The following is a 16,199-nucleotide window of genomic DNA, read 5'->3' as shown; positions in this document are numbered from 1 at the left end:
GGCGGGGTGCGCCGGGTGCAGAGGGGCGGCTCGGCGGGGTGCGCCGGGTACGGCGGGCGTCGGATCCGCCCGGTGCCGATCATCCGCGGCACCCGAGCGGATCGACGGGCCGCCGCGCCGGTACGGAGGAGCTCCCCATCGATCCGCAGCACGGCTCCCGACCCTGGCAACCGCCGCAGAGTGCGGTCCGCGGCCGCGCGGGCTCGGGTAGACCGGAGGGACGCCAGTGGACAGGGAGAACCACCATGGACACCACGAGAACGACCGCTCCGCGCCGGGCGACGGGGCTCCCGGCGGGACGGCGCGCGACCGCGCTGGGCGCCTCGGCACTGCTCGCGGCGCTCGCTCTGAGCGGCTGCACGAGCGGCGCCGACCAGGCGGAGGAGGCGACACCCGCCGCCCCGGGCGCCGCTGCTCCGACGACCGCCGCTCCGACCGCGACGCCCACCGACGCTCCGCTCGGGCCCGTGACGCTGCCCGAGGGAGCGACCGCCGCCGTTCGGTGGACCGATCAGGTCGGCCCCGTCGATCCCCAGACCGTGTACCTCAGCGGCGATCCGCTGCACATCACCGTCTCGGTCGCCTGCGACACCGCGGACGCCGAGGTGACGATCGAGGTCGTCGGCCTGATGACGAGCGGATCGTCGTGCGTCTACAGCCCGAGCACGACCCGCACCGGCACCGGAGGCGGCAACACGGGCACCATGCAGATCGCCGTCGAGCAGGACGCCGAGATCAGGGTGACGACGGTGCCGGACGACGCGCACTGGTCGGCCGCCGTCTCGACCGGGGCGCGAACGGTCCCCGGGCCCTGACGCCGGTCCGCGCCCTCCGAGAACGCAGAAGTCGCGGTGGTCGAGAGCGCCCACCGCGACGTCCGGGTTCTCGAGTCGCCCGGGGCGTCAGCCGATCGGGACGCCGAGCTCGGCCATGAACGGCACGGCGTCGACCGCCTCGCCGTCGACCCTTGTCTCGAAGTGCAGGTGGCAGCCGGTGGAGGCGCCGGTCGAGCCGCGCAGCGCGATGACCTGGCCGACGGTGACGGTCTCGCCGACCGACACCATCAGCTCGCTGTTGTGGGCGTAGCCGGTCTCGATGCCGCCGCCGTTGTCGAGCAGGATCCAGTTGCCGTAGCTGCCCTGGTACGACGCCTCCTCGACGGTGCCGCTGGAGGCCGCGAGGACGGGCGTGCCGCAGGCGCCGGCGAGATCGGTGCCCTTGTGGAACAGGTTCACGCCGGCGACCGGCGCGTCGGGGCGGGGGCCGTAGCTGCTGCTGATGTGACCGGAGATCGGGACGACCCACGCTCCGGACGCTCCGGCGGCGGCCGCGGTCGACTCGCCGGAGGTGGCGGTGATCGCGTCGAGGGACGCGGTGGGCACGAGGACCTCGGGCTTGGCCTCGGCGGCGAAGGCGTCGCGGGTGACGCTCTGCTGCACGACTCCGGCCGCCACGAAGCTCTGCGGGCGGGCCGCGGCGACGGCGGTGGCCGTGTCGCGGGTCAGCTCGGAGTCGGCGGTGCCGCCCACGGCGAACGCGGGCATCGTCGACGTGATCGCGATGCCGGCCACGAGGGTCATCGCGGCGACGGCGGAGACGCGGGGTCGCGACGGGCCGCGGGAGGGGCGGCGGCCGCGGGACTCCTGCTCACGGAGCGAGCGACGGGTCGGGAGGGCGGACGGACTGCCGGTCTCGGCTCCTGCGGGGGTGGGAGTCGAGGCGCGTGACGAACGGTGCATGCAGAGGGGGTTCCAGGTCTGCCGACGCTCGAGGGGGGAGGCGAGCGCCGGGTGGGGCAGTGGGGCTGATCGCACGGCTGAGCCGATGCGACCCTCCAAACTACCCGCGTTCCGCCGGATCCGACCTGAGAGAAACCTCCGGAGTCAAGCGGTTGAGCGCATCGATCGGCTCTCGATCCGGAGTGGCGGGGGTGCGCCGGGTCGCCGGTGGGCGTGCTCAGCGGTCGGCGGTGAAGACGAGCAGGGCGATCACACCGGCGACCGTCGCCGCGACTCCGGAGCCCAGGCGCCACCACATCCACTTGTCGCGCCTGGGCCCGCGCACGGGACGCCGGAGGCCGGCGCGGCCCTGGTAGCCGCCGGGATCGTGCTGGAAGACCATGCCCCCAGCCTGCCGAACCCGCGCCCGTCGCGGGGTCGACTCGCCCGCGACTCCCAGCCGCGAACGGCATCGCAGGGCTGAAGCGAGAGTCGGAGAGGAAGGAGGAGAGGCGGCGACCAGGGGGAGGAGGAGCAAGGACGGCACGGGCGCAGTACGGCCGCCGCCCGCGCGCCTAGCGCGGCCCGGGCGCGCTCGCCAGCGGGTTCGCGGGGCGGGTGCCGCTCGGTAGCGTGGGGGAGTCGGCCGGAGCGGTCGACGGGCGGAGGAGCGGACATGGCCGGGACCGGCAAGGACAAGGACGCACGCGACAAGGCGGCGCAGAAGCGCGCGAAGAAGGCGCTGAAGAAGGCCGAGAAGTCGGTGCGCGCGGCGCACGAGGCGGTCCGCGACTCCAGCAAGAAGCTGCGCAAGAAGGCCCGCAAGCTGGCCGAGCAGACCGAGAAGCTCAAGCGCACCCAGGAGAAGGCGGCGAAGAAGGCGGCCGCGGCCGAGAACCGCCCGACCACGCCGAAGCACGCCGCCGAGCCGGCGGTCGGCGCCCTCGACCTCACCCCGCCGCTGCCCGGCTCGCAGGAGCCCGCCGAGGATCAGGAGTCGACCGAGGACGCCGGCGCCGCGGCCGAGCCCGCCGCCCAGCAGGAGCCGGCCCCCGACTCCGACCCCGCGCACACCCCGGACCTCACCCCGCCGCTGCCGCGCTCGGGCTCCTGACCGCGCCCGTCTGAGCGCCGCACGCCGGTGCGGGCTCGGGTGGATCGCACCCTCAGAAGCGCCGCCCGCCTGAGAATCCGCACAGACTACTCGGGCGGGCGTGCCCCGCGAGGTGAACAGCAGGTGAAGCCTCGCGACCACGCCGGAACGCCTCCCGCCGCGGGAGCATCATGTCTGCGTGGATCCCTTCATCCTGCTCGCGCTCGTCGTCGTCACGGCCCTCGCCTTCGACTTCACCAACGGCTTCCATGACACGGCGAACGCGATGGCCACGTCCATCGCGACCGGTGCCCTGAAGCCCCGCACCGCCGTCGCCCTCTCGGCGTCGCTGAACCTCGTCGGTGCGTTCCTCAGCATCGAGGTGGCGCTGACCGTCACCAACGCGGTCGTGAAGATCCAGGACTCCTCGGGCGCACCCGATCCGGCGCTGCTCGAGGACGGCGGATCCGCTCTGCTGCTGATCGTGCTGGCCGGCCTCATCGGCGGCATCGTCTGGAACCTGCTGACCTGGCTGCTCGGCCTGCCCTCGAGCTCGTCGCACGCCCTCTTCGGCGGCCTGATCGGCTCCGCTCTCGCGGGCCTCGGCCTCAACGGCGTGAACTGGGCCGGCGACGGCACGAAGCTCGACGGCGTCGTCGGCAAGGTGATCCTCCCGGCGCTGATGTCGCCCGTGCTCGCCGGCGCGGTCGCGGCGATCGGCACCTGGCTCGTCTTCCGCGTGATCGGCAACCTCGCCGAGAAGAGCCTCCACCGCGGCTTCCGCTTCGGCCAGATCGGCAGCGCCTCCCTCGTCTCGCTCGCGCACGGCACCAACGACGCGCAGAAGACCATGGGAGTGATCACGCTCGCGCTGATCGCGGCCGGCGGCTGGAGCGACACCGAGTCGGTCCCCTTCTGGGTCAAGCTCAGCTGCGCGCTGGCCATCTCGCTCGGCACCTACATCGGCGGCTGGCGGATCATCCGCACCGTCGGCAAGGGCCTCGTCGAGATCGACACCCCGCAGGGCATGGCCGCCGAGAGCGCCTCCGCCGCGGTCATCCTCGCCTCCAGCCACCTCGGCTTCGCCCTCTCGACCACCCACGTCGCGACCGGCTCGATCCTCGGCTCCGGAGTCGGCCGCCCCGGAGCGCAGGTGCGCTGGCGCGTGGCGCTGCGCATGGTGATCGCCTGGGTCATCACGCTCCCGGCCGCCGCCCTCGTCGGCGCCGTGATGTGGTGGATCGGCCACCTCGTCGGAGGCGCGGCAGGCGGCCTCCTGATGGCCGCGATCCTCGTCGCCGTCGCCTCCCTCATCTACATCCGCTCGCGCCGCGACAGCATCGGTGCGCACAACGTCAACGACGAGTGGCAGGACGCGGCGGCACGCCCCGCGCCCGAGACCGCCGGCGTCTGAGCGAAAGGATCCGCACCGTGCTCTCCCTCTTCCTCTCCGCCGCCGGCCAGGTGGCCCTCGTCGCCGTGCTCCTCGGAGCGGGCCTGCCCGTGCTCTTCGCCGTCGGCGTCCGCTCCTTCGCCGTCGCCGCCGGTGCTCCCGCCTCGGGCGGGTCCGACGCCCCCGCGGTCCGGAGCGGTCTGCCCGCCCCGGTGCTGCGCGGGATCGGCGTGCTCTGCTTCGCCCTCGTCGTCGGCTCCGTCGTGATCGGCCTGAGCGTCATCATCGCGACGGGCCTCGGCCAGTCGGTGAGCTTCGAGCACGTGATCCCGACCTTCGTGCCCAAGGGCTGAGCATGGCCTCGACCGATCCGATCGCGGCGCGGGAGGGGATCGTCGCCCGCGTGGTCGGCTGGCTGCGCGCGGGCTACCCGTCCGGCGTGCCGGAGCAGGACTACCTGCCGCTGCTGGGCCTGCTGCGCCGCAGCCTCACGACGGACGAGGTCGAGCAGGTCGTCGCGCGGCTCCTGTCGGAGTCGGAGCGGGCCGAGACGGTCGTCTCACGGGCCGTCGTGCGCGAGCGGATCGAGCAGCTGCTGCTCGGACCGGCGCTGCCCGAGGACGTCGCCCGCGTCTCCTCGCGGCTCGCGAGCGCGGGCTGGCCGCTGGCGGGCCCGGAGTCGCTGGCCGAGCCGGACACCCGCGAGGGCCTGGTCGCGCGCATCGTCCGCTGGCTGCGCGCCGGCTATCCGGCCGGGCTGCCCGAGCAGGACTTCGTGCCGCTGCTGGCGCTCCTCCGCCGCCGTCTGAGCGACGAGGAGGTGGCCGAGGTGGCCGCCGGTCTCGCCGCCGACGCGCCCGCCTCCCGCGCGGACGTCGGCACCGCGATCGCCGGAGTGACCTCGGAGCTGCCCTCGGAGGAGGACATCGAGCGCGTGCGTCGGTCGCTGGCCGCGCTGGGCTGGCCGGAGGAGTTCGCGAGCTGACGCGCCGCGGCCCGGATCTCGAGCCGCAGGAGTCCGCGAGCGGATCCGCCGCTGTCGCCGGGGAGCCGGCCGGAGAGCCCGCTGGCCGACCTCGCCGCGATCCCGGGCGGTCCAGCCGTCGAAGGGTGACCCCGCCGGGACCAGGACGCGGACGCTGCAGCGGTCGGGGCCCGCCGTGAGCGGGCGGGACGAGCGCTGGAGCGTGTCCTCGGGCGGGCGACAGGCGGCCGCCCGGTCGGCAGGGGAGTCGCGGGGTCACGACGCGCGCCGTCCGCCGTCCTAGGTTCGGCCCGGGTCCGGATCGGCTGCGCAGCCGGCTGCCGGACCGCAGCCCGACCGGAAGGACAGCCCCATGACCGCACCCACCATCGTCCTCGTCCACGGAGCGTTCGCCGACGCCGCGAGCTTCGCCCCGGTCACGCGGATCCTGCTCGACGCCGGCCACGCCGTGCGCGTCCCGGCCGTGCCGAACCGCAGCCTGCTGGGCGACGCGGAGTACGTACGCTCCTTCGTGGAGCAGCTCGACGGGCCGGTCCTGCTGGCGGGCCACTCCTACGGCGGCGCCGTGATCACGGTGGCGGGGGTCGCCGAGAACGTGGTCGGCCTCGTCTACCTCGCGGCCTACGCGCTCGAGGAGGGGGAGAGCCTCGGGCAGCTGCAGGGCGCCTTCCCCGACTCCGACCTCCCGGCGAACCTCGTCTACACCCCGTTCCCGATCGACGGAGCGGAGCCGGGCACGGACGTGTCGGTCGCGGTGTCGGCGTTCCCGGAGGTGTTCGCGGCCGGGATCGATCCGGCCGAGGCGGCCGTGCTCGCGGTCGGCCAGCGCCCGCTCGCCGCTCTGGCGTTCGGCGAGGCCGCTCCGGTCGCCGCCTGGCGGACCCGGCCGAGCTGGGGCGTCGTCGCGGCGGCGGACCGGACGATCAACCCGGACGTCGAGCGGTTCGGCTACCGGCGGGCGGGCGTGCGCTCGGTCGTCGAGCTCGACGCGCCGCACCTGGTGATGCGCTCGCACCCGGAGGAGGTCGCGCGGGTCATCGCCGACGCCGCGGCGGAGCTGAGCTGACCGCGGAGTCGCCTGACCGCGGAGGGGTGCGCCGAGTGCCGGTGCGCTCCTCCGCACCCCGCCGCGCACCGCCCCCACCCTGAAGCACGCCCCGCCGATCTAGGTACTCCCTCCGCGGATCTAGGTCGGCGTCGCGTGGAGTCGGGCCCGCCTCCTCCCTAGCCTCGAAGGGAGAGAAGGGCGGGATCGTGGACACGGACACCGCGCGGCTCGGCGCCTACCTCCGGGGGCACCGCGACCGGCTGCGCCCCGACGAGGTCGGCCTGGGCGCCGACGGCAGGCGCCGCGTCAGCGGGCTGCGCCGCCAGGAGGTCGCCGTGCTCGCGGGGATCAGCCCGGACTACTACCTGCGGCTCGAGCAGGGCAAGGACCGCCGCCCCTCGGCGCAGGTCCTGGACGCTCTGGCCCGCGCGTTCCGTCTCGACGCGGACGGGCGGGACTACCTCTTCCGGCTCGGCGGGCACGCCGCGCCGCGCCGCTCACCGGGCTGGGCGCAGGCCGGGCCGACCCCGGCGCAGGTCGGCAGCCTGACGAGCATGGTCTCGTCCTGGACCACGACGCCCGCCTACGTGGTCGACCGCTACCTGGACCTCGTCGCCGTGAACGAGCTCGGCCGCCTGTTCCTCCCCCTGGCCTGCGAGCAGGGGACCAACATGATCGAGGCCGTCGTCGACGCCGCGGCGCTCGAGACCGACGCCGAGCGGCACGAGGACTGGGACCGCACGATCGCCGTGATGACGGCCGCCCTCCGCTTCCACTCCGACCCGGCGGACCCGCGTCTGCGGGTCCTGGTCGCCTCGCTCGGAGGCCGCTCGCGGGTCTTCCGCCGCGTCTGGGCGAGCCAGGAGGCGTATCCGCTCCGCGAGGGCTCGTCGCCGGTGCGCGTCGACCCCTTCGGCTTCATCGCCTTCCGCTGGCAGACCCTGGAGGTGCACGGAGGCGACCACTTCCTGACCTCCTTCTTCGGCGCCCCCGGCAGCGCCGCGGCCGCCGCGATCGATTTCATCCGGGCCCGCCACCGGGTCGAGGAGTGTCTGCGCGAGGGTGCGATACTCGACGCGTGAAGCGGGACGCGCTCGTCGTCGGTCGGGGATCGGAGCTCGCGCGGCTCCGTCTGATGGTCGACGGCATCGCCGCCCAGGGGTCGGCGCTCGTCATCGACGGGGACGCCGGGGTCGGCAAGACCACCCTGGTCGAGGAGGTCGTCGCCTACGCCCGCGCACGCGATGTGCGGGTGCTGCGGACCGCGGGCTCCGCAGCGGAGTCGGGCGACCAGTACGCGGCGCTGCAGCTCCTCCTGCACCCGCTCCGCCCGGGCCTCGACGGCCTGCCCCTGCCGCAGCAGGACGCGCTCCGCGTGGCCTTCCACCTGGCGGACGGAGTGCAGCCGACGCCGCTCCTGGCCGGCCTCTCGGCCCTGACCCTCCTGAGCGACGCCGCCGCCGATCGGCCCCTGCTGGTCGTCGTGGAGGACCTGCACCGGATCGACCCGGAGTCGGCGTGGGCGCTGCGGATGCTCGCCCGGCGCATCGGCGAGGACCGCGTCGTCGTCGTGATGACCACGAGGGACCGGCCCGAGGAGGACTCCGGCCTCGAGCACCTCCACCTCGGGCCGCTGTCGGCCGCCGACTCGGCCGCTCTCCTGGACACGCTCCCGCATCCTCCTCGCGGCGCCGCCCGGCGCGCTCTGCTCGACCTCGCCCGCGGGAATCCCCTCGCCCTGGTGGAGCTGACCGGGCGCGACCCGTCCGCCGACGAGGCGGAGGACCGCGCGGTGACCGGACGCCTCGAGTCGGCCTTCGCCGAGCGCTTCGCGGAGCTCGACCAGCCCTCGCGGCTCGCCGTGCTGGCCGTGGCGCTGGGCGACGTCGCGACGGCGGAGGAGGCGAGCCGGCTGGCGAACCTGGCGATCGGCCGCCACCCCGACCCCTCCTGGATCGACCGGGCCGTCGCCGCGTCGCTGCTCAGCTGGACGCCGGGGAGCGGACTCCGCTTCCGGCACCCTCTCGTGCAGTCCGCGGTGACGAGCGTGAGCCGCCCCTCCGAGCGCGCGGCCGTGCTCCGCACGCTCGTCCAGGAGCACCGCGACGACCCGAGCCGGACGCTCTGGTGGCGGTCCGAGCTCGCGACCGGCTCTGACGGGCCGGTCGGCGAGGAGCTCGCCGGTCTCGCGGCGTCAGGCCTCGCGACGGGCGACGTCGTCCTGGCGGCTCAGGCGATGGAGCGGGCGGCGGAGCTGACCCCCGCGGGGCCGCTGCGCGTCTCGCGCCTGATCGACGCGGCCGAGTACTCCGGGCTCGCCGGCCGGACCGCGGAGGCGGCGCTGCTCGTGCACCGCGCGGCGGGCGAGACCGTCGATCCGGTGCTCACCGCCCGCGCCGCCTGGACGCGCGAGACGCTGCCGACCGGGCGCACGGCCCTCTCGCGGGGAGACCTCTCGCCCGCGCTCGCCGCAGTGACGGCGCTGCAGAGCCACGGAGCCGTCGACGCCGCGACCGCCGCGCTCCTGCACCTCGCCGCCATCGCCTGGGACCACAACCGCGAGGCGTCGCCGGGGGAGCCGATGATCCAGGCGGTGCGCGCGCTCGCCCTCGACGACTCCGACCCGCGCGCCGTCCTGCTCGCGGCGGTCACCGAGCCGATCGCCCGCGGCGACGAGGTCGTCCGCCGGGCGCTCGCGGCGGCCGGCGGGGCGAGCGGTCCGGAGGAGGCGTGGTGGCTCGGCTACGCGCTGAACACGGCGGGCGAGGTCGAGGTCGCCCGGGAGCTCCTGGAGGAGGCGATCACCGGGCTGCGCGCGCGCGGCGACATCCGGATCCTCCCGCAGGCGCTCCTCGCCGCCTCGATGACCACGTCGCTCGCCGGCCGCTTCTCGCGGGCCCGCTCCTTCGCCGAGGAGGCGCTCGTCCTCGGGAGCGACCTGGGGGACGTGGGCTTCGAGACCGCGTCCCGGGCCTGCCTGGCCTGGTTCGACGCGATGGAGGGCGTCGCGCCCGATCCCGAGGCGATCAGCGCGGGGAGCGCGATCGGCGCGGCCGTCCTCTGCTCGAGCGTGATGCGGGCGACTCTCCGTGGATCGCGAGCGGCGGTGGCGGTCCTCGAGTCTCGACCGGGCGACGCCGTGCCGGAGCTCCTGCCCCTCCTCGACACGGACGACGACTCCCTGAACCCCGGCTTCGCCATCCTCACCACGCCCGATCTCGTCGACGCGGCTCTCGCGACCGGAGATGACGGAGTCGTGCGCCTGCACGCCGCGAGGCTGGAATCGCTCTTCGAGCGCTGGCACCAGCCGATGATCGAGGCGGCCCTCCGGTACGCGCAGATCGCCGTGGCGCTCGCCGACGGAGCGCCGGACGCCGCGGCCGGGCTGCTCCGCCGGACTCCGCCGCCGCTCCCGTACGTGCGGGCGCGGGCGCTGCTGCTCGTGGGCGACGGGCTGCGCCGGGCCGGTCGGGCGGCGGAGGCGCGGCCCCTCCTCCGCGAGTCGGTGGCGATGCTCGAGGAGCTGCCGATCCACGCCTGGGCCGATCGGGCCCGTGACGCGCTCCGGGCCGCCGGAGGGAGGATCGCCGACGCGCCGTCGCCGGCCGCTGCCACGCTGACCCCGCAGGAGCTGCGCATCTGCGCTCTCGCGAGCACGGGGCTGTCGAACCGCGCGATCGCGCAGAACCTGTTCCTCTCGCCGCGCACGGTCGGCGCGCACCTGTACGCGGCGTACCGCAAGCTCGGGATCGGCGGGCGGGGCGAGCTCGCCGCGGTGCTCGGGAGGGACGCGGGCGCCGACGCCTGAGGCCGGACTCCGCTCGCAGGGGCACCCGGCCCCCGTTCGAGCGCAGACGCGCAGGCGCGCCCCGGAACGGCCGGGACGCGCCTGCGAGCGTGCCGCGCTACTCCTGGATGAAGGCCAGCAGGTCGGGGTTGATGACGTCGGCGTGGACGGTCAGCATGCCGTGCGGGTAGCCCTCGTAGATCTTGAGCGTCGAGTTCTGCAGCAGCTCGTGCTGCTTCAGCGCGGCGTCCTTGTAGGGGACGACCTGGTCGTCGTCGCCCTGGGTGACGAGGACGGGGACGGTGATCGCCTTCAGGTCCTCGGTCTGGTCCGTCTCCGAGAAGGCCTTGATGCCCTCGTAGTGCGCGAGCGCGGATCCGGTCATGCCCTGGCGCCACCAGTTGTCGACCACGGGCTGCGAGAGCTCGACGCCCTCGCGGTTGAAGCCGTAGAAGGGCCCGGAGGCCACGGCCTGGTAGAACTCGGCGCGGTTCGCCGCGAGAGCGTCGCGGAAGCCGTCGAACACCGAGATCGGCGTGCCCTCGGGGTTCGCCTCGGTCTGCACCATCAGGGGCGGGACCGACGAGACGAGGACGGCCTTGGCCACTCGGCCCTGGGGCTCGCCGTACTTCGCGACGTAGCGCGCGACCTGGCCGCCTCCGGTGGAGTGGCCGATGTGGATCGCGTTCCGCAGGTCGAGGTGCTCGACGACCGCGTTCACGTCGCTGGCGTAGTGGTCCATGTCGTGTCCGGTGCCGACCTGGGTCGAGCGTCCGTGCCCGCGGCGGTCGGTCGCGATGACGCGGTAGCCGTGCGCGTGGAAGAACAGCATCTGCGCGTCCCAGTCGTCGGACGACAGCGGCCAGCCGTGGTGGAAGACGATGGGCTGCGCGTCGGTGCTGCCCCAGTCCTTGTAGTAGATCTCGACGTCGTCGTCCGTGGTCACAAACGGCATCTTCGAACCTCCGTGCTCGTATCGATCCCGAGCCCGGCCCGGGTCGTGTCCAAGGTGGTGCCTCCCCGGATGAGGGTGGGGAGCGGCTCCACGATAGGGGCGTGGGAGCGCTCCCTGAAGAGCGCGGGGAGATGTTCCGACGATCGTCCAGACCTGGTCGCCCGGGCGGTGCCGGGGCCGCCGGCCGCGCTCGCCGAGTGGGGTCGGATGACTCGTGACCGGCACCGCGGACGCTGACAGGATCGCGGCGGACGCGCCCTCCCGCGGCGCGCGGATCGGAGGTCGCGATGCCCACGACGACGCCCACGACGTCGGCCCTGCCGACGCGCAGGACGACGACGCCCCGGCGGGCGGTGCTCCGGTGACCGTCGAGGACCGCGTCCCGATCGAGCCGCAGGCGGTCGTCGCTCCGCTCAGCCGGTCCGCCGTCTTCCTCTCGCTCGACATCGTCGGCGGGCAGGACGCCGCGGACCGCGTGCGGGACGTCGTCGCCGACGTGGGCGGGATCCTCCGCGCGGTCGGCTTCCGCGACCTGGGCCTGCGCCTCTCCTGCCTGGTCGGGATCGGGAGCGACGCGTGGGACCGCTTCGGCGGGGAGGGGCGCCCCGCGCAGCTGCACCCGTTCCGGGAGGTGGTCGGCGCGGCGCACACTGCCGTCTCGACGCAGACCGACCTCCTGTTCCACATCCGGGCGGAGCGGGACGACGCCTGCTTCGAATTCGAGCGCCTCCTGCTCGACGCGCTCGGCGAGGACGTCGTCGTCCGCGACGCGGTGGTCGGCTTCCGCTACTTCGACAACCGCGACCTGCTGGGCTTCGTCGACGGCACCGAGAACCCGACCGGGGAGGCGCTGCCCCGCGTCGCGCTGATCGGCGCGGAGGACGCGGCGTTCGCGGGCGGCAGCTACCTGGTCGTGCAGAAGTACCTGCACGACCTGACGGCCTGGCACGCGCTCACCACCGAGCAGCAGGAGCGGGTCATCGGCCGGAGCAAGGCCGACAACGTCGAGCGCGAGGACGATCCGGCGCAGCTCTCGCACAAGGGGCTCGCGACCGTGGTCGACGCCGGCGGGACCGAGCACGACATCCTCCGCGACAACATGCCCTTCGGCCGGCCCGGCAAGGGCGAGTTCGGCACGTACTTCCTCGGCCTGGCCGCCGACCTGTCGGTGATCGAGACGATGCTGACGCGGATGTTCGTCGGCGTGCCCGCGGGCCGGCACGACCGCCTCCTCGACTTCTCGACCGCGACGACCGGCGGGGTCTACTTCGTGCCCTCGCGGGACGTGCTCGAGGGCCTGGGCGGCTGACCCGGGCCGGTCGTCGGGGCGCGGATCGAGTCGGATGACCGTGGTGCGGCCCGGGCCGGAGCGGTGGGATCGGAGCAGCGCAGGCGCGCAGAACGATCAGCAGGGAGAACGCCGTGGAACCCGACGACAGCACCGCTCCGCACCACGAGACCCCCGGTTTCGGAGACCCGGACCTCCCCCAGGAGGGGATCGTGAACACCGAGGGCGATCCCTCGGCGAACACGATGACCGGCCCGCAGAACCGCGTCCTGGAGGGACTGTTCCCGAACCAGATCGCCGCGCCCGCGACGGACATCAGCACGCAGCCGTTCTTCTGGTCCTCCTTCAACATCTCGCCGCGGCGGGTGCAGCGGGGAGGCTGGGCGCGCGAGCTCACGCAGGCCGACTTCGCGATCTCGAACGAGATCGCCGGCGTGAACATGTACCTCGAGGCCGGCGGGATCCGCGAGCTGCACTGGCACCAGAGCGCCGAGTGGGCGCTGATGACCAAGGGGAACTGCCGCATCACCACGCTCAGCCGCACCGGCCGGCCCAGCGTCGACGACGTGCAGGAGGGGGACCTCTGGTACTTCCCGCCCGGCCTGCCGCACTCCCTGCAGGGCCTCGGCCCGGACGGGGCGGAGTTCGTGCTCGCGTTCGACGACGGCGAGCAGTCCGAGAGCAACACGCTCCTGCTCACCGACTGGTTCGCGCACACGCCGCCGGACGTGCTGGCGAAGAACTTCGGCGTCGCGCAGGAGGTCTTCCGCGACATCCCGCTGCACGACCTCTGGATCTTTCCGGGCGACGTGCCCGGCGACCTCCAGGCCGACCGGGCCGCGGCCGGGGTGCAGGACGGCGACGAGGCGGTGATCTTCCGGCTCTCCCGCTCGGAGCCCGTGCACCAGAACAGCGGCGGCCGGATCCAGATCGCCGACAGCACGAACTTCCCGGCCTCGCGCACGGTCTCGGCCGCGCTGACGACGGTCGAGCCCGGCTCGATGCGCGAGCTGCACTGGCACCCCAACGCCGACGAGTGGCAGTACTACCTCCGCGGATCCGCTCGGATGACCGTCTTCAACACCGGCCCGCACGCCAACACGACCGACTTCCACGCCGGAGACGTGGGCGTCGTGCGCCGCAACTTCGGCCATTACGTGGAGAACACCGGCGACGACACGCTGGTCTACATCGAGACCTTCAAGAGCTCCCGCTACGAGGAGGTGTCGCTCGCCCACTGGCTGAGCCACCTGCCGCCGTCGCTGGTCGCGCAGCACCTGAACATCCCGGAGGAGGTGCTGGCGACCTTCCCGCTCGGGACGCAGGGGATCACTCCGCTGCGCTGAGGGAGGGACGCGCGGAGGGGACGGGGACATGGCGGAGGATCACGAGGCGGCGCTCCTGCCGTGGGCGGGGAGGGCGGCGGTGCTGCTGGATCGGCACCTGCGCGTGTTGGCCGCGACTCCGCTCGCGCGGGCGCTCTCGCCCGCCTTCGCCCCGGGAGTGAGCATCGCCCGCTTCACCTTCCTGGACTCGTCCGAGGTCGAGGACCTGCCCTGCTGGGGGTCCGCCGCCGACCAGGTCGCGGCGATGCTCCGCGACTCGCTCGAGCGGCACCGGGGGGACCGGGAGTTCCTGACGGTCGTCGGGGAGCTCTCGGCGAGGAGCCCCCGGTTCGCGGACTCGTGGGCGGCCGGGGCGGAGGCCGACGCACGCGGGTCGGTCGTGTTCCCCGACACCGCGGTCGGCTCCGTTCCGATGGACTACCGGCTGGTCCGGGACGGCGCGCGCCTCCTGCTCCTGTTCGAGGCGGGAGACGCGGCGGGTCGCGAGGATCTCGCCCGGCTCACCGCCGCTGATCAGGCGCCGGCCGGGGCGGCCAGCGCGGTGCCCGCCTCCGGAGCGGGCCGCAGCGAGGCGAGGACGTCGACGGCCGCGGCTGCCGGAGTCCCCGCTGCCGCGAGGTAGGTCACGACGTACCGGCCCGGAGCGCCGGCGACCTCCAGGGTCTGCATCTCGAGGTCGAGCCAGCCGAACGGCTCGACGTGGACGCGGATCCACCGGTGGGTGAAGGGGCGGACCTGGTACTCGGCCCAGATCGACCGGAACAGCGGATTCTCGACCGAGCACTCGCCGACGATCTCGTACAGCCGCGGATCGTCGGGGTCGCTGTAGAACCGCAGCGCGGCGATCAGCTCGCGGAAGACCTGGCCCCACGCCTGCAGCTGGTCCGGCGGGTCGCCGTCCGCCACGGCGCGCGCGTAGCCGCGGGACGTGGAGAGCAGCATGTTGGCGCCGGGCACGCCCTTGTCGGGGGCGAGACGGCTCATCAGGTCGTTCGCGCCGAGGACGTCGAGGTTGCGGTCGAACTCGTACGCCGGGGTCCTCGGCCAGTGGGCGAGCAGCGACTCCACGCCCTGGCCCGGCGGAGGGGAGTCGGGATCGCGGGGGCCGGGGCGCAGCCGGGCCAGCCGGAAGAGGTAGGCGCGCTCGAACTCGTCGAAGGCGAGCGCCTCGGCCAGGGCGTTCAGCACCTGGTCGGACGGGGCGACCGCGTGCCCCTGCTCGACGCGGAGGTAGTAGTCGCGGCTGATCCGGGCGCGGTCGGCGACCTCCTCGCGGCGCAGGCCCGGCACCCGCCGCCGGGTGCCCGCGGTCGGCACGCCGACCTGCTCCGGCCGCAGCGCCGCCCGGCGAGCGCGGAGGAACTCCGCGAGGGGGCTGCGAGAGCTCATCGTGCGACTCCATCGGATCACCCGCCGGGTCGAGCGGCGGTCGTGCGGGGGTGGGGCCGTACCGGTCGTCCGGTGGGACACAGAGTACCGTCGGGCGCTCGCGGGGCCCACTGCCCTCCTGTGCCCCCCGGCCCGGCGCCGATCGGGGGCCGGGCGCTCGGGACGGTTCGACAGAGGGTGCGCTCCGGAGGGTTCCGACAGAGGGAGGAGAGCGCGGCCGCGCCCGGCGGTCAGCATGGGGTCCTCGGAACCCGTCCCTCAGGAGTCGCGATGACGATCAGTGCACTCTCCTCGCCGCCCGCGCACCCGAGCGCCCCCGAGGACGTGGTGGTCCGGATGCTGAGCTCGGCGTCGCCCGCGCGGGAGCGGCTCCTGGTGGTCGAGGGCGGGATCGGCTCGGGCCGGACGCACATGCTGCGCTCCGCCGCGGCCACCGCTCGCGCCGCCGGCTGCGAGGTCGTGGAGGTGCGGCCGGACCGGGGCGACGCCGTGATCGGCGCGTCCTCGCTCGCGCTGTTCGCCACGCTGATCGGCCGTCTGCAGCGGGTGCGCGACTCCTCCGCCTCGCCCTGCGACCCCGGCTTCCTGATCGTCGTCGACGACTGGGAGCGGTTCGACGTCGCCGCCCGCGAGACCCTCCAGGCCCTGGTGACCCGGATGGTGGACGAGGTCGGTGCCGCCTGCCTCCTCGCCACCGGCGACCGTCGCGTCCTCGACGGCTGGGAGGGCCTCCGGCACCGTCGCACGGAGCCCCTCGACGCGGAGGCGGCCTGCGGCTTCCTGCGCGCCCACGGCGGCCGGCGGCCGCTCGCCGTCGAGGCGCGCCTGCTGCGGGTCGCGGAGGGGAATCCGCTGCTCCTCGACGTCCTCGGGCGGGCCTGGGCCGACGAGGACGCTCCCTCGCCCTTCCCGGTCTACCCGCGGCTCGAGCAGGCCGAGACCCGGGTGCTCGACCTGCTGGCTCCGCTGTCGGAGGAGTGCCGGGAGGCGCTCCTGGTCGCCGCGGTGGCGGGCGCCGAGTCTCCGGAGAGCATCGGGTCGGCCCCCGGAGACGGGGACCGCGCCCTGGTGCAGGCGGGGATCCTGACGGCGGGCGGCCGTGCGTTCCGCGACCCGGTGGTCCGCGCGGTGGTGCTCTCGACGGCGTCGCCCCGAGCGCTGCGGGCGGCACGGAGGCGGCTCGCCGAGCGCCCGGAG

Annotated in this window: 16 protein-coding genes; 12 read left to right on the top strand and 4 right to left on the bottom strand. The window is 74.5% G+C overall.

From position 1 onward, the window contains the following. Positions 1 to 245: 245 nt before the first annotated feature. Positions 246 to 815, top strand: coding sequence for a hypothetical protein (locus tag C5C82_RS15700; protein ID WP_104355333.1), 570 nt, complete (start codon positions 246 to 248; stop codon positions 813 to 815). Between the two features lie 87 nt (positions 816 to 902). Here C5C82_RS15700 and C5C82_RS15695 read toward each other — a convergent pair whose 3' ends face one another. Continuing rightward, the gene (locus C5C82_RS15695) at positions 903 to 1,739 is read right to left on the bottom strand and encodes a M23 family metallopeptidase (RefSeq protein WP_104250456.1); all 837 of its coding nucleotides are present in this window, start codon (positions 1,737 to 1,739) and stop codon (positions 903 to 905) included. Between the two features lie 217 nt (positions 1,740 to 1,956). Next, positions 1,957 to 2,121 carry a hypothetical protein gene (locus tag C5C82_RS17695; protein WP_159940529.1) on the bottom strand — a complete coding sequence of 55 codons (165 nt, stop codon included), beginning with the start codon at positions 2,119 to 2,121 and terminating at the stop codon, positions 1,957 to 1,959. 273 nt (positions 2,122 to 2,394) lie between these two features. Between C5C82_RS17695 and C5C82_RS15690 the strand changes: the two genes are divergently transcribed. From C5C82_RS15690 to C5C82_RS15660, 7 genes are all read left to right on the top strand, one after another. Continuing rightward, positions 2,395 to 2,832 carry a hypothetical protein gene (locus C5C82_RS15690; RefSeq protein WP_104348606.1) on the top strand — a complete coding sequence of 146 codons (438 nt, stop codon included), beginning with the start codon at positions 2,395 to 2,397 and terminating at the stop codon, positions 2,830 to 2,832. 178 nt (positions 2,833 to 3,010) lie between these two features. After that, entirely contained in the window at positions 3,011 to 4,225 is a 1,215-nt protein-coding gene (locus tag C5C82_RS15685) for an inorganic phosphate transporter (RefSeq protein WP_104224012.1), read from the top strand. Positions 4,226 to 4,242: 17 nt separating this feature from the next. Then, positions 4,243 to 4,557 carry a hypothetical protein gene (locus C5C82_RS15680; protein WP_104227380.1) on the top strand — a complete coding sequence of 105 codons (315 nt, stop codon included), beginning with the start codon at positions 4,243 to 4,245 and terminating at the stop codon, positions 4,555 to 4,557. Positions 4,558 to 4,559: 2 nt separating this feature from the next. After that, a complete protein-coding gene (locus tag C5C82_RS15675; RefSeq protein WP_104227379.1) occupies positions 4,560 to 5,189 on the top strand; it encodes a DUF3349 domain-containing protein in 630 nt (209 codons plus the stop codon). A 352-nt stretch (positions 5,190 to 5,541) separates the two neighbouring features. Then, positions 5,542 to 6,255 (top strand): alpha/beta fold hydrolase, encoded by a 714-nt coding sequence (locus tag C5C82_RS15670; protein WP_104355332.1) that lies wholly within the window; start codon positions 5,542 to 5,544, stop codon positions 6,253 to 6,255. Between the two features lie 188 nt (positions 6,256 to 6,443). After that, positions 6,444 to 7,319: a helix-turn-helix domain-containing protein gene (locus C5C82_RS15665; protein ID WP_104224008.1), complete on the top strand. Its 876-nt coding sequence runs from the start codon at positions 6,444 to 6,446 to the stop codon at positions 7,317 to 7,319. Beyond that, entirely contained in the window at positions 7,316 to 10,045 is a 2,730-nt protein-coding gene (locus C5C82_RS15660; protein WP_104355331.1) for an AAA family ATPase, read from the top strand. The genes C5C82_RS15665 and C5C82_RS15660 overlap by 4 nt, the downstream gene beginning before the upstream one ends. A gap of 97 nt (positions 10,046 to 10,142) precedes the next feature. Here the strand turns inward: C5C82_RS15660 and C5C82_RS15655 are convergent, their stop codons facing one another. Further along, positions 10,143 to 10,979: an alpha/beta fold hydrolase gene (locus C5C82_RS15655; RefSeq protein WP_104224006.1), complete on the bottom strand. Its 837-nt coding sequence runs from the start codon at positions 10,977 to 10,979 to the stop codon at positions 10,143 to 10,145. 214 nt (positions 10,980 to 11,193) lie between these two features. Between C5C82_RS15655 and C5C82_RS15650 the strand changes: the two genes are divergently transcribed. The 3 genes from C5C82_RS15650 (at position 11,194) to C5C82_RS17375 (ending at position 14,235) form a co-directional block, all read left to right on the top strand. Further along, on the top strand, positions 11,194 to 12,288 hold the full coding sequence (locus tag C5C82_RS15650) for a Dyp-type peroxidase (RefSeq protein WP_308471862.1): 1,095 nt from the start codon (positions 11,194 to 11,196) through the stop codon (positions 12,286 to 12,288). A 113-nt stretch (positions 12,289 to 12,401) separates the two neighbouring features. Next, positions 12,402 to 13,613: a cupin domain-containing protein gene (locus C5C82_RS15645; RefSeq protein WP_258066154.1), complete on the top strand. Its 1,212-nt coding sequence runs from the start codon at positions 12,402 to 12,404 to the stop codon at positions 13,611 to 13,613. 28 nt (positions 13,614 to 13,641) lie between these two features. Beyond that, positions 13,642 to 14,235 (top strand): hypothetical protein, encoded by a 594-nt coding sequence (locus C5C82_RS17375; RefSeq protein WP_146086014.1) that lies wholly within the window; start codon positions 13,642 to 13,644, stop codon positions 14,233 to 14,235. On the opposite strand, the gene C5C82_RS15635 is transcribed toward C5C82_RS17375, so the two are convergent. Next, positions 14,127 to 15,002, bottom strand: a complete 876-nt coding sequence (locus C5C82_RS15635; RefSeq protein ID WP_181134462.1) for a helix-turn-helix transcriptional regulator — start codon at positions 15,000 to 15,002, stop codon at positions 14,127 to 14,129. The genes C5C82_RS17375 and C5C82_RS15635 overlap by 109 nt on opposite strands. A gap of 270 nt (positions 15,003 to 15,272) precedes the next feature. Between C5C82_RS15635 and C5C82_RS15630 the strand changes: the two genes are divergently transcribed. Continuing rightward, positions 15,273 to 16,199: hypothetical protein (locus tag C5C82_RS15630; RefSeq protein ID WP_219814855.1), on the top strand; the 927-nt coding region annotated here is incomplete at its 3' end.

Source organism: Rathayibacter sp. AY1D5, from assembly GCF_002932515.1.
GTDB lineage: Bacteria > Actinomycetota > Actinomycetes > Actinomycetales > Microbacteriaceae > Rathayibacter.
This window is presented reverse-complemented; position numbering and strand designations above follow the sequence as displayed.

Coding starts and splice junctions, on each gene's coding strand:
- C5C82_RS15670 (WP_104355332.1), top strand. CDS start 5,542: ATGACCGCACCCACCATCGTCCTCGTCCACGGAGCGTTCGCCGACGCC.
- C5C82_RS17695 (WP_159940529.1), bottom strand. CDS start 2,121: ATGGTCTTCCAGCACGATCCCGGCGGCTACCAGGGCCGCGCCGGCCTC.
- C5C82_RS15635 (WP_181134462.1), bottom strand. CDS start 15,002: ATGAGCTCTCGCAGCCCCCTCGCGGAGTTCCTCCGCGCTCGCCGGGCG.
- C5C82_RS15690 (WP_104348606.1), top strand. CDS start 2,395: ATGGCCGGGACCGGCAAGGACAAGGACGCACGCGACAAGGCGGCGCAG.
- C5C82_RS17375 (WP_146086014.1), top strand. CDS start 13,642: ATGGCGGAGGATCACGAGGCGGCGCTCCTGCCGTGGGCGGGGAGGGCG.
- C5C82_RS15655 (WP_104224006.1), bottom strand. CDS start 10,979: ATGCCGTTTGTGACCACGGACGACGACGTCGAGATCTACTACAAGGAC.
- C5C82_RS15675 (WP_104227379.1), top strand. CDS start 4,560: ATGGCCTCGACCGATCCGATCGCGGCGCGGGAGGGGATCGTCGCCCGC.
- C5C82_RS15700 (WP_104355333.1), top strand. CDS start 246: ATGGACACCACGAGAACGACCGCTCCGCGCCGGGCGACGGGGCTCCCG.
- C5C82_RS15695 (WP_104250456.1), bottom strand. CDS start 1,739: ATGCACCGTTCGTCACGCGCCTCGACTCCCACCCCCGCAGGAGCCGAG.